The sequence below is a fragment of the Peptoniphilus asaccharolyticus DSM 20463 genome (assembly GCF_900176115.1).
In the GTDB taxonomy this organism is placed as follows: domain Bacteria; phylum Bacillota; class Clostridia; order Tissierellales; family Peptoniphilaceae; genus Peptoniphilus; species Peptoniphilus asaccharolyticus.
Window position 1 is genome coordinate 1 of the sequence record NZ_FWWR01000011.1, and the last position, 14,196, is coordinate 14,196.

A 14,196-nucleotide genomic window follows, 5' to 3' on the forward strand; every position below is an offset into this window, starting at 1 on the left:
TGTCTACCATTTTTTTAAGTTAAAAGCTATTAGCAGATTAACGTTAAATTAACATAGAGCGTATAAAATTAACGGTAACAATAAATGTTAGAAGGTGAATTTATGGGGAATGTGTTAGTTTATATTAAGGAAGAAAGTGTTTATCTACAAGAAGAGGATAAGGTAACTAAGTTAATATCTTTAGATGAGTACAATTTAGCTTTAGAAAACAATAGAAAAGAATTAACAGAAAAGTTTAAGTCAGTGAATGTAGATAATTATTTGTATCTTTGGAATTTTGTGCTATTTAATAATCTAAGTAACTATTTGATAGATTTATATAAAAGTAATAAAATAACACAAATATCATTTGAACAGAAATTAAAAAAGGAAGGCAAACAAATTATAAGACTGATAGGTTCTATAGAAGTTGAAGACATATTAGGAAATATTATTACTTGCTTAATCAATTCAGAAGAATATTTAAGCGGAAATATTAAAATCGACTATACTGCAGAAGAACCTAAGGAAACAGAATACATAGAAAAAATAGAACTAAGTGAATTATTTAATTACATGCCAAATGATTTAAAAGAGGTTGTTGAAAAGTTAAAAGTTGATTTAATGGCTTTCAAATATTTCGGCAAATCTCAAATTAACGAAGAAGGTAAATTTATTTTACCTATCTATGTTAATGAAGAAACTTTACTTAAAAAAGGAATAGATTATAGAGAATATTTGGTTAACTGGACATCTCTAGCGTACTTAAAAATGTTGACGAAGATACATGACTTTTTTGTGGAATACTATAATTGCGGCGGACAAACTGGGCTAGTGAATGACGACATAATGCTTGCTTTAGTATATTTAACAGATTACGAAGTAAAGGATTATCCAAAGGGATTGGAAAAATCTATAGAAGTTGGAAGATCAACTAAAGGAAAGTGTTATTTTATAGATTCTATAGTGACTCCAATGGCAATAAGTCAAGATTTAGCGATAGTATTTCAAGCAAAGGACATTTATTCAGTAGTTACAAAGACATTGAGATTTCTCCAATAAAATTTAGGAGGTCAAATTGATAGATTGTAATTTTTTTGGGTTGCCAATTGTATATGAAGATGGAGAGGAAATAATTCTTCCTATAAATAAGGTAAGCGCTCTACTATATTATGTATTGATTAAAAAGGCTGTTAGTAGAGAAGAACTAAGTGGTATGCTTTGGTGTGATTCTAGTGAACAAAAAGCTAGAACCAGCCTTAGAAATGCGCTGCATAAAATAAGACATTTGTTTAAAAATGAAATATTGGTGTCTAAAAATAAATCTATCATTACTATTAATGAAGATTTAGACATAAACATTGACGTTGAATTATTTGAAAAGGACCCTGTAGGCAATATTGATAAGTATAAAGGTGAGTTTTTAAAGGGGTTTTATTTAAAAGAAGTAATAGAATTTGAAAACTGGATGACTGAGTCAAGAGATTACTACAGAGAGACTTTTATAGAAGTAATCATCAAAAAAATGGAAGAAGATTTTGAAAACGAAAAGTTTGAAGAATTGGAACAAGATGCCAAAAAGTTATTGAAAATTGATAAATATAATGAAGAAGCATATTTATATTTATTCAAATACTATCAATTAAATGAAAGAATTGACAAGATTATAAACGGATATTATGAGCTACAGGAATTGTTAGAAAATGACTTAGGTGTTTCACCATCGGAAGAGCTTACTAAAATATATAAGGATTCATTGAGTTTAATTAACGAGAAAAAAATGGACAAGAAGACTAATGAGTCTGCATTTTTTGGTAGAAACTATGATAAGGAAGTAATTCAAAAGCAAATAGATGCATTTAAACGAGGTGATGATTTTAAATCTGTATTGGTTTGTGGAGAAGCAGGAATAGGAAAGAGTGTACTGAAAAAAGAAATAATGAATGCCAATTCAGATATAAAATTTTTTGGAGCTGATTGTCTTAAGGTGGAACAAGTTTTTGCATACTCGCCATGGGTTAAGATAATTTCATCTATAGAGCAAGAATTCCATGCAAATGGAGTTGAAAGACCTTTGCTCTGGGAAGATCTTATAAATAATTTTTTCTTCCTTGGGAAAAACGCCTATCAGCCTAAGTCTAAAATTTTAGAAAACAGAGAGAACTTTAGCACTAATCTAATTTACAATGCAATTATTAACGCAATTGATAAATTATCAGAAAGTGGTCCTGTAATATTAACTATAGAAGATATTCAATGGGCAGATAGTTTGAGCATAAAGCTTTTGACTAATTTATTGCTTAAAAAGAATAAAGGTGTGTTCTTATTACTTACTAAATCTAGTGAGTATACTATTTGCGAAGAAAATATAATCTTTACATTAAAAGATATAAATAAAATTGAATATATAGAACTGTCCAAATTCAGTAGAAAAGAAGTTGGATTGATTTGTAAAAAGCTTATAAATAAAAAAATAGATGAGGCTGAAATTGACGATATATATTTTAAGTCAAAAGGAAATGCATTTTTCTTAAATGAATATATACAACTCTATAACAACAAACAAAAAGGTGTGTTGGAAAATTCAAAAATTCAAGCAATTCTTTTTGAAAAATTTTCTATGCTTAAAGACACTGAACGAAAGGTTTTAGAAATAGCATCAGTATTATATGAAAATGTAAATGTAGATTTAATATTAAAAGTTTTAAATCTAAACGCTTTTGAGGTAATAGATTGTATAAATTCACTCATAAAATTAAATATATTGGAACAGAGAGAGGGGAATGGCACAACTCAAATAAGTTTCGCTTATTCTGCATATAAAGACTACGTATATAATAGTATAAATGATTACTCAAAAGAGATTATGCACAATGAAATAGGCCAGATGTTAGAAAAAGATTTGGTAACAGGTAATAACACTATAACTACATATGTAAGGCTTAAATATCATTTTGAAAGAGCTAAAAATCAAGCTAAAAAAGTAAAATATGAAATATATATGCTAAGTTATTACCTAAACTTCACTCATGAAATATTTCCGAGCTTGAATGATAGTGAATTGAGTAAACAAGTTAAACTATATATAGACAATGCAAAAGTTACAGAGTTGATAGAGCGAATAGAGTTAGAAATAAATGAGATAAAGGCAAAGGAAAATAGCAAAGAGGATTTGAAAGATATTTTAAAATCTGAGCTGTTGTTTTTGTACTGTAAAGGAAGATATTTTATCAGAGAAGGAAACTATGTAAATGGTGTAAAAATCATGAACAGAGTTATCCAGTTTGCAGAACAGATGAAGGATTATAAAATAGCCCTTAACGGACATAAGCAAATGGCGATTTATTCAATCCAGATAATAAATCAAGAGCTTATGTTAAAGCACCTTATTGCCGGAATAGAAGTTGCAAAAGCTATAGGTGATAATTTAGAACTTGGGATATTTTATAGATTGTATGGTGTCTATCACATGAACAATGGAGATTTTGAAAAAGCAGAAGAATTGTTTATGCATTCAATAGACACATTTGAATATGAAGGAATATTGGAAGGAACAAATTCTATCAGTACAGCTGCAAATTACAATTACATTGGAGAAATAAGACGTACTCAAGGAAAATTGGATGAGGCACTGGAATATTTTGAAAAATCAATTGAATTGTGTGAAAATACTGAAGCATCTTGCCTATCAATCTTCTATATAAATGCAGGCAAAACACTTTTCTTAAAGGGAGAAGTGTTTGCAATGAAAGATTTATTCTACAAAGCTGAGAGTATAATAAAGAGATTTGACTCATATTGGAAAAAACCTGTTTTAGAGGCATACTTGGCATTAGTTAATTTCTTAGATGAAAGATTTAATGAATCAGCTAAATTATTGAAGAATGCATTGCAAGAAGTTAAAACTATAAACAATTCTAGAGATATCGGATACATATACTTTATACAGACAATAATATGCTACATAATAAAAAGAGATGAAGCAGGATTTGATAAAGATATGGAAAGTATATTAGTAGAGTCTTACGACATATACTATTATAATGCGATTAAATATTTGGATAAGTATAGAGATGCAGCGGAGATAGAATACTTAAAAGCTAACATTAAATTTGACTAAGGAGAGGAAAGTGGATTGTTATCTATTAGTGGACTTTGGTAGCACTTTTACAAAGTTGACGCTTGTATCTAAGAATAAAGCAGAAATAATAGCTAAATCAAAATCATATACAACTGTAGAAACTTCCGTAATAGAAGGTTATGAAAAAGCTAAAAGTGAAATGTTTAGAGATTTATCTTTCGAAGATATAAATATTGTAAAGACTTTATGCTGTTCTTCAGCAGGTGGAGGTCTTAAAATTGTAACAATAGGAATAACTCCAAGCTACACAGTAGAGGCTACAAAGAGAGTGGTCATGGGAGCAGGAGGAAGAATTGTAGGCAGTTTTAGTTACTATTTAACGGATGAAGATGTTGAGGAAATAAAAAAAATAAATCACGACATAATTTTACTTTCCGGAGGGACGGAAGGCGGAAACAAATCTTATATTTTAAAAAATGCACAGAAGCTAGCGCAGCACAAGGTTGAGAAACCTGTGATAGTGGCGGGGAACTCCTATGCAAGGGATGAAGTTGAAGCAATATTTAAAGAATATGGGTTAAAAGCTGTTTACACTGAAAACATTATGCCGGATACAGATAAGATAAATCCTTATGTAGCAAAAGAAGTAATTCGTGAAATTTTTATGGCTCTAATAATAAGAGCTAAGGGGATGGATTTGGTAGCTGAAAATATTGGCGAGATACTTATGCCAACTCCTACGGCTGTATTAAAGGCAGCTAGTCTATTATCGTTGGGGACACAAGAGACTAAAGGGCTTGGGGAACTTATGGTAGTGGATGTTGGAGGAGCGACTACTGATATACATTCTATTTCTGATCCTATAGTGGATAGGACTTATAAACAAGATGGACTTGAAGAGACGGTGGAGAAGAGAACTGTTGAAGGAGATCTTGGGATGAGATATTCTGCTGTTGGGGTTTACCAGTCTGCAAGTGAAAGATTATTAAGTCAACCTAATGCAGAAGAGAGATGCATAAAGAGATTCGCACAGACATCTTATTTACCGGAGAGTGAAGATGAAAAGAAATTTGACGAATTAATTGCTTCTGAATGCGTTTCTATAGCTGTTAAAAGACATGCCGGAACTACTAGAAGAGGCTATATGAATGGTCAAGATATAACTATTCAAAACGGAAAAGATTTAAGAAATATAAAATATATTGTAGGTACAGGTGGAGTTATAATAAATTCTGTTAACTATAAAAATATAATTTCGTCATGTATAATAGAGGAAAAAAATAAATTAACACCTAAAAATCCCGGTGTATTGATAGATAAAAGGTATATTTTATCTGCAATGGGACTACTTAGTACAGTAGATAGTGAGTTAGCGTTAAAAATAATGCTTGAAAATATTAATGCTTAAATTAAAAACTATATATGCAATAACGCAAGAGATAATGGCTTAAAACTGAGTTATTATCTCTTTTTATTTGATATAAACTGTTATTTATTTTAAAGAAAAAATTTTTTAAAAATTTTTGAAATCGAAATTAATGTAAACGTTATATTAACGTTGCGTCTATATAATATGGTTACAAGCTAAAGCAAATTTGTAAAACAAATTAATTGAAATTTAAGGAGGATACAAAAATGAACGGAGAACACGGATTATATTACAGAGAAAACCCTGAGATACTTTACAAAGTAACTGCTCAAGGCGGTGGATTAAAAGATACTGACACTCTAAGATGTAAAGGATGGAGACAAGAAACAATTCTTAGAATGTTAGAGTTTAATATGGAAAATGCTGAAATTCCTGAACTACTTGTTATCTACGGTGGTAATGGTAAAGGAGCAAGAAACTGGGAATCTTACTGGGCAATAGTTGACGCACTAAAGAACTTAGAAGATGACGAAACTTTAGTTGTTCAATCAGGTATGCCTGTTGCAATATTTAAAACACATAAAGAATCTCCAACAGTAGTAATGGCAACTACAAACATCATGCAAGCTACTTGGGAAAGATTCTACGATTTACAAGACAAGAACTTAACTATATTCGCTCAATACACAGCAGCTCCATGGGAATACATAGGAACACAAGGTGTTATCGAAGGAACATTCGAAACTCTATCAGCAATCGCAATCAAAGCTTTCAATGATGATTTATCAGGAAAGATTTACATGACAGCTGGTGTTGGTGGTATGGGAACAAACCAAACATGGGCTATGAAGATGCATGGCGGAGTTTGCTTAATAGTAGATGCTAATAAGAAAACTCTTGAAAAGAGAATTGAAAAAGACTATCTTGATGTAATTGCTCCATCAATGACAGAAGCTATCGAAATGGCAAAAGATTACGCAGCAAGAAAAGAACCTATCTCAATTGGATTTGTAGGCAATGCAGCAGATGCATACGAAGAAGTTCTAAAGAGCGACTTCAGACCTGACATATGTTCAGAAATGTGTCCATGCCATGATCCTATCTCTTATATCCCATCAGGATATACTCCAGAAGAAGCTGACCAACTAAGAATTGATGACAGAGAAAAATATCTTGAATTAGCAAGAGAAACAATGAAACGTCAATTAGCAGCAATGATCGCTTTAAAAGCAGATGGCGTAGAAGTATTTGAATATGGTACATCTATTAGAAAAGAATGTATGGATGCTGGATTCCCAAGAGAAGAAGCAATGAAGATCGAAGGATTCGTAGCTGCATACTTAAGACCACTATTCTGCGAAGGAAGAGGACCTTTCAGATGGACTTGTCTATCTCGTGACCCTCAAGACTTAATTGAAACTGATGATATAGCACTTGAAATTTGCAAAGGCGATAAACTTGTTGAAAGATGGATTACACTTGCAAGAAAGAACTTACCAATAGAAGGTATGCCAGCAAGAGTTTGCTACATGGGATTTGGTGAAAGAAAGAAATTCGGTCTAGCAATTAACCAAGCTATTAAAGAAGGAAGAATTAAAGGTACAGTTGCTTTCTCAAGAGATAACTTAGACTCTGGTTCAATCGTTAACCCAACATTTGAATCTGAAAACATGCCAGATGGTGGAGATTACATCTCTGACTGGCCATATCTAAACGGTCTATTAAACTGTGCAGCAGGATGTGACTTGATAGCAATTCAAAGTAACTACTCAATGGGTGAAGCAGTTCACACTGGTGTTACTATGATAGCTGATGGTACTGAAGAAGCTGACAGAAGACTTGCAGCAGCTCTTACAGTTGACTCTGGTATTGGTGTAATACGTCACGCTCAAGCTGGATATGAAACAGCTAAAGCAGTTGCAAACGGAAAAGGTCTTTACACTACAGATTCAATTAAAGTGCCACTATGGTGGAAATCAGCTGACCAAGTAACATTTGGACCAGAAGGAATGTATAGATAAGACTGTAGCAAAAAGTAGAATAGCCTTTGGCTATTCTGCTTTATTATACTGTGAATAAATTAAAACAAATAAATCAAATCAAATTATAATAAGGAGGGTAAGTATGGAAATTTTGTTGAATCCGGTAATCATATCGGTAATTGTACTATCTGTTTTGTGTTTACTTAAACTGCCAGTTTTATTGGCTCTATTGGTATCTGCATTAATTGCAGGATTGTCAGCGGGAATAAGTTTGACAGACTCTATTGGAATATTTGTTGGTGGTATGGGTGGAAACGCTAACACAGCTCTTAGTTATATTCTACTTGGAGCATTAGCATACACAATAAATAAGACTGGAGCAGCTGATATATTAGCTAGAAAGATCGCATCAGTAGTAAAGGGAAATAAATTCACATTGGCAATTATAATAACTCTAACAGCAATGGCTTCAGGGACTATTATACCTATACATATTGCCTTTATACCAATTTTAATTCCACCGCTACTATCTTTAATGAACAAGATGAAGATGGATAGAAGAATGCTTGCAATATGTTTTGGATTTGGATTAAAAGCACCATACATAACTATTCCAATAGCATACGGAGCAATATTCCATGGAATTATTAAGGACTCAGTTAATGCAGCGGGACTTAATATTGGATTATCTGACATTTGGAAATCAACTTGGATGGCAGGTTTAGCTATGTTTGTTGGATTGGTGCTAGGACTTATTTACTTCTCTAAAGACAGAACTTATGTAGACAAAGACGAAGAAAATAACGAAGGATTAGAAAAAGCGATAGTAGTAGAGACAAAACACTGGTTGACATTGGCAGCAGGAGTTGTTGCTTTAGTTGTTCAACTTATGACAGAGTCTTTACCATTAGGAGCTTTAGCAGCACTTACACTTTTAATTGCTACTAGAGTTATAAAATGGAATGACATACAAGAAATGTTAGAAGGCGGAATTAAGTTAATGGGATTCATAGCCTTTGTAATGTTAATAGCATCAGGATATGCAACAGTAATCAGAGAGAGTGGAGCAGTAGACAGTTTAGTAGAAAGTGCATTTGCTCTATTAGGCGGTTCAAAATTAGCTGGTTCATTCACAATGATAACATTAGGTTTAATAATAACTATGGGTATAGGTACTTCTTTTGGTACAGTACCAGTTATAGCGGCTATATATGTACCTTTAGCTGTAAAACTCGGTTTCTCTCCAGCCGCTATAATATTTATGATAGCAGTTGCAGCAGCTTTAGGAGATGCAGGATCTCCAGCTTCTGACACAACTCTTGGACCAACAGCCGGACTAAATGCTGACGGTCAACACGAACACATTTGGGATACATGCGTTCCACAATTTGTTTGCTACGATATTCCATTGTTAATTGTTGGTATAATTTGGCCATTATTTATTTAAGGACTAGAAAATGAAAAACTTACTTTTAAAAGACTGCAAAAGTATATTGACAATTAGGGAAGATGCCGATGATTTAATCGGCATCATCTCTAATAAGTCTATATTAATTGAAGACGAAAGAATAAAAAGAATAGCTGACTACTCTAAATTAGACGTAGATTCTAAAATAGAAGTTATAGATTGTAGCAATAAAATAGTTATGCCGGGATATGTGGATAGTCATACACACTTGATATTTGGCAAGAGTAGAGTTGATGAGTATGCTGCATCTTTGACTATGTCTGCTGAAGATGTAAAAAAAGCAGTTGGTTTAGTTGGCTTAGCTTCATCAATGTACTCAACAAAGAATGCTACAGATGAAGAGCTATTACAAACTTCATTAAAAAAACTTAATAGAATGCTTAAAACAGGTACAACTACAGTTGAAATAAAGTCTGGATATGGCATAGATAAAGAAAATGAGCTAAGACAATTGAGGATTATAAAAGAAATAAAAAAACATACTCCTCAAACAATACTAAGTACATACCTTGGAGCTCATTATTTTGACGTGGAAATGGGAAAAGAAAACTATATCCAATACATGATAGATGAGGTTATGCCTGTAGTAAAAGAAGAAAACTTAGCTGAGTTTTGTGACGTGTGGTGTGATGATGGATATTATACAGCGGAGGACTCAAGGAAGATTTTATCAGCAGGTCTAGAATTTGGAATGCTTCCTACACTACATACTGAATGCTATTCTGCAATTGGTGGAGCGAGAGTTGGGGCAGAACTAAAGGCAGCTAATGTAGGACATTTAAATTATTTAGAAGATGAAGATATAGATGTTTTAAGAGATAATGGAGTTGTTGGAATATTGATTCCGGGAACAGATTTTTCTGTTAAACACCACAGACCTTTTAATCCTAGACCTATGATAGATAAGGGACTAACAATTGCTATAGCTACAAATCTAAATCCGGGAAATTGGATAGAATCAATGCCTTTGGCAATGGCAATGGCTTGTAGAAATCATGGAATGACACCGGAAGAAGCCATAAGAGCGGCGACACTTGGTGGAGCTAAAGCTCTTAAGATAGAAAAAGATTATGGCTCAATTGAGGAAGGTAAATTTGCAGATATTCAAATACTTGAATCAGATAGCTATAAAAATTGTATCTATAAGATAGGCGTAAATGAAGTTGATAAAGTAATTAAAAAAGGAAAAATTGTTTTTGAAAATTAGGAGGATATCAAATGGACTATAAAGATATTATTGAACTTATTTTAGATGAAAATGACTTTACAGTAGGTGGGGGATCATCATCAGCTATAGCGGGGGCTTTTGGATGCGGTTTAATGGGAATGGTAATAAATCTATCTAAAGGAAAAGATTATGGATATTCAGATGAAAAATATGACGAACTTGCAGCAGAACTAAAAGAATTAAAAGCTAAATTCTTACAGGGAGCAGTTAATGACAATGAAGCATATATGCTAATTGTAAATGCTTACAAGCTACCAAAAGCAACAGACGAAGAAAAAACTGCAAGAAAAGCAGCGATACAAAATGCAGGTATAAGAGCGGCTGAAGTTCCTATGTCAAATGCAAAACTAAATAAGAGACTTTTAGAAATAGGAGAAGGACTTCTTACAAACTCAAACCCAGCTTGTGGAACTGATTTAAACGCTGGCGTTGAATTTGCAAAGATGGGAATCAAAGCAGGTAAAGAAAATGTAGAAGTTAATTTACCACTTATAAAAGACGAAGAAGTTATTGCAAGATTTAAAAAAGATTTAGAAAGTCTATAAAATATTATTTATATATTAAAAATTAGAAACGTAATATTATTTAATCGAATTATAAATAATTAAAGATGCTTAATTTGAAGGAGGATTTAAAATGGGAAAAGTAATAAAAATTAATGGGAATGATTTAACGATAGAAGATGTGGTTCAAATTGCAAGATTCGGTGCAAAAGTTGAAATAGATGAAGCTCAAAAACAAGAAATATTAAAATCAAGAGAATATGTTGAAGCAGCTTTAGCAAGTGGACAAGCTATATACGGAATCAATACAGGATTTGGAAAATTCTCAACAGTGTCTATATCAGAAGAAGAATTAGATTTATTACAAAAGAACTTAATTTATTCAGATGCTTGTGGAGTTGGCGATCCATTCGACACAGAAATCGTAAGAGCTATGATGGTTTTAAGAGCTAACTCAATTTGTAAGGGATTCTCCGGAGTTTTAATGACAACTGTAGAATGCTTGGTAAATATGTTGAATGAAGGAGTTCATCCAATAGTTAGATCTAAGGGTTCTGTAGGTTCTTCTGGAGACTTGTGTCCACTAGCTCACATGGTTCTACCTATGATAGGTGAAGGCGAAGCAGAATATAAAGGTGAAGTTCTTAGCGGAGCGGAAGCTATGAGAAGAGCTGGATTAAAACCAATTACTTTAAAAGCTAAAGAAGGTTTGGCTCTTATAAACGGAACTCAAGCTATAATGGGTAATGCAGTAATGGCTACATATGATGCTGAAAAATTACTTAAACAAGCGGACATCGTAAGTTCTCTAACTGTAGATGCATTGGGCGGAATAATAGATGTATTTGATGAAAGAATAAATTTAATCAGACCTCATCAAGGACAAATAGACACAGCTGAAAATATGAGAAGACTTTTAGCAGAATCTAAAAACGTAACTAAACAAGGTGAAGTTAGAATGCAAGATTCTTATAGTTTAAGATGTATACCACAAATTCACGGGGCATCTAGAATAGCTTTTGAATATGTAAAAAAAGCAGTTGAAGTTGAAATCAACTCAGTAACAGATAACCCACTAATTTTCCCAGGAGAAAATGGAGCTTGTATATCAGGTGGAAACTTCCACGGTCAACCAATAGCTATAGCAATGGATACTCTTGGAATATTAGTGTCTGAAATAGCTAACGTATCTGAAAGAAGAATAGAAAAAATGGTAAACCCTGCACTTTCTCACGGACTACCAGCTTTCTTAGTAAAACACGGCGGAATAAATGATGGATTTATGATTCCTCAATATGTAGCAGCAGCTTTAGTTTCTGAAAACAAAGTATTAGCTCACCCTGCATCTGTTGACTCAATTCCAACTTCTGCAAACCAAGAAGACCACGTAAGTATGGGTACTATTGGAGCTAGAAAAGCAAGACAAATAGTAGACCATGCACAACATGTAATTAGCATCGAGCTTATGTGTGCAGCACAAGCAGCAGACTTTGGAGCAGCTGATAAGTTAGGTTTAGGAGCAAGAGAAGCTTACAAAGTGCTTAGAGAAAATGTAACATTTATGGAAAATGATAGAATATTCTATCCTGACATGGACAAATCATTTGAAGTAGTTAAATCAGGCGAATTATTAGATAGAGTAGAAGCAGTTGTTGGAGAATTAAAGTAAAGGAGAGAATCATGAGCAAAGTATTGATGGCAGAAGTAAATATAAGTGAAGGTACAGACCTTAGCGTTGTAGAAAAAGTAAAAGAAGCTTTTTTATCAGTTGATGGAATAGAAGTAATAGATATAGATTCTAACGCAGACCACAACAGAACAGTTTTCACTTATAAAGGTGAACCGGAAAATGTTTTAGAAGCAACTAAAAAATTAGCTGCAAAAGCTGTTGAATTAATCGACATGACAAAACACAAGGGTTCACATCCAAGAATAGGTGCAGTAGACGTAGTTCCTTTTATTCCAGTAAGAGAAATCACAACAGAAGAAGCTGTAGTAATAGCTAAAGAATTTGGAAAATACTTAGGAAGCCTAGGAGTGCCAGTTTACTTCTATGAAGATGCTCAAGAAAGAGAATATAGAAAAGCTCTACCAAAGATTAGAAAAGGACAATATGAAGCTTTAGAAGAAAGAATGAAAGATGAAGAATGGTATCCAGATGAAGGACCTAAAGAATTCAATCCAAAAGCTGGGGCAACTGTTACAGGAGCGAGATTCCCATTAGTTGCATTCAACATCAACTTAGATACTGAAGACCTTGAGATAGGAAAAGAAATAGTAAAATCTGTAAGAGCAGCTGCTGGTGGATACACTTATGTAAGAGCTATAGCACTTAGCCTTGAAGAAAAGAAGCAAGTTCAAGTTTCCATGAATATGATTAACTATGAAAAGACTCCTATCCACAGAGTGTTCGAAACCATTAAATCAGAAGCAAGCAGATACAATGTAAATATAGTAGATACAGAATTGGTAGGACCAGTGCCTGTTTATGCGATAAGAGATGTGCTTGATTTCTATTTAAGAATCTCAAAAGAGTTCTCAGTTGACCAAATATATTCATAATTAAAAAATAAGTCAAAATAAATTTTCAAAATAGAATATCTTTAGACGTTTTATAGATAGGAAAATGTTAGACTCGCATTGTAAAAGTCTAGAAGAAGTCTAGACAGGTCTAGGAGGTATGACTAAATTATGAAAAGAGTAATGTGTATTCCTAATTATTCAGAAGGAAGAGACTTAGAAAAAGTAGATAAAATCGTAGAATGTTTTAGAGCGAAAGAAAATGTAAAGCTAGTAGATTACCAAGCAGACAAGGATCACAACAGAACAGTTGTTGAAGTTATTGGTGAACCTGAAGCTGTAATCAAAGCAGTTATTGAATCTGTAAAAGTAGCTCAAGAAGTTATAGACATGACTCAACACGAAGGAGCTCACCCAAGAATGGGAGCTGTTGACGTTGTTCCTTTCGTTCCAATTACAGAAGTTACTACAGAAGACTGTGTAGAATATGCTAAAGAAGTTGGTAAGGCAATAGGAGAACTAGGAATTCCAGTTTACCTATATGAAGATGCAGCTACAACTCCTGGAAGACAAAACCTTGCAAAAGTTCGTAAAGGACAATATGAAGGATTCTTCGAAAAAATTAAAGAAGAAGAATGGAAACCTGATTTTGGACCACAAGAAATGAACGCAAAGAGTGGTGCTACTGCAGTTGGAGCAAGATTCCACCTTGTAGCATTTAACGTAAACTTAAATACAGATAAAGTAGAAATTGCTGATGCAATTGCTAAAAAAGTAAGACACATCGGTGGTGGACTTAGATTTGCTAAGGCAATAGGACTTCCACTTGAAGAAAGAGGACAAGTTCAAGTATCTATGAACCTTGTAAACTTCGAAAAAACAAGAATTTACCAAGCGCTTGAAATGGTAAAATCTGAAGCTAAGAGATATGGCGTAACTGTATACGGAACAGAAATAATCGGTATGGTTCCACTACAAGCTCTAATAGATTCAGCAGCATACTACATGCAAGTTGAAGAATTTAGTGCTGAACAAGTTATAGAAACACTATTAATTGAGGAGTAAT

General features: G+C 33.1%; 10 protein-coding genes. All 10 read left to right on the forward strand.

Features of this window, described 5'->3' with window-relative positions:
* Positions 1-102: 102 nt before the first annotated feature.
* The 10 genes from B8869_RS07690 to ftcD (B8869_RS07735) all read left to right on the forward strand — a co-directional run bounded on the left by B8869_RS07690 (position 103) and on the right by ftcD (B8869_RS07735) (position 14,195).
* On the forward strand, positions 103-1,041 hold the full coding sequence (locus B8869_RS07690) for a hypothetical protein (RefSeq protein WP_084231084.1): 939 nt from the start codon (positions 103-105) through the stop codon (positions 1,039-1,041).
* A 16-nt stretch (positions 1,042-1,057) separates the two neighbouring features.
* Entirely contained in the window at positions 1,058-4,099 is a 3,042-nt protein-coding gene (locus tag B8869_RS07695) for a tetratricopeptide repeat protein (protein WP_084231085.1), read from the forward strand.
* A gap of 10 nt (positions 4,100-4,109) precedes the next feature.
* Positions 4,110-5,468, forward strand: coding sequence for a methylaspartate mutase accessory protein GlmL (glmL, locus tag B8869_RS07700; RefSeq protein ID WP_234989814.1), 1,359 nt, complete (start codon positions 4,110-4,112; stop codon positions 5,466-5,468).
* 227 nt (positions 5,469-5,695) lie between these two features.
* On the forward strand, positions 5,696-7,450 hold the full coding sequence (locus tag B8869_RS07705) for a urocanate hydratase (RefSeq protein ID WP_084231087.1): 1,755 nt from the start codon (positions 5,696-5,698) through the stop codon (positions 7,448-7,450).
* Between the two features lie 103 nt (positions 7,451-7,553).
* Complete coding sequence (locus tag B8869_RS07710; RefSeq protein ID WP_084231088.1) at positions 7,554-8,858, forward strand: SLC13 family permease; 1,305 nt, start codon at positions 7,554-7,556, stop codon at positions 8,856-8,858.
* Between the two features lie 10 nt (positions 8,859-8,868).
* A complete protein-coding gene (hutI, locus tag B8869_RS07715; RefSeq protein WP_084231089.1) occupies positions 8,869-10,086 on the forward strand; it encodes an imidazolonepropionase in 1,218 nt (405 codons plus the stop codon).
* A gap of 11 nt (positions 10,087-10,097) precedes the next feature.
* Positions 10,098-10,652: a cyclodeaminase/cyclohydrolase family protein gene (locus B8869_RS07720; RefSeq protein ID WP_084231090.1), complete on the forward strand. Its 555-nt coding sequence runs from the start codon at positions 10,098-10,100 to the stop codon at positions 10,650-10,652.
* Positions 10,653-10,743: 91 nt separating this feature from the next.
* Entirely contained in the window at positions 10,744-12,279 is a 1,536-nt protein-coding gene (hutH, locus tag B8869_RS07725; RefSeq protein WP_084231091.1) for a histidine ammonia-lyase, read from the forward strand.
* A gap of 11 nt (positions 12,280-12,290) precedes the next feature.
* Complete coding sequence (gene ftcD / locus B8869_RS07730; protein WP_084231092.1) at positions 12,291-13,172, forward strand: glutamate formimidoyltransferase; 882 nt, start codon at positions 12,291-12,293, stop codon at positions 13,170-13,172.
* 129 nt (positions 13,173-13,301) lie between these two features.
* Positions 13,302-14,195 carry a glutamate formimidoyltransferase gene (gene ftcD, locus B8869_RS07735; protein WP_004822050.1) on the forward strand — a complete coding sequence of 298 codons (894 nt, stop codon included), beginning with the start codon at positions 13,302-13,304 and terminating at the stop codon, positions 14,193-14,195.
* Position 14,196 lies beyond the last annotated feature (1 nt).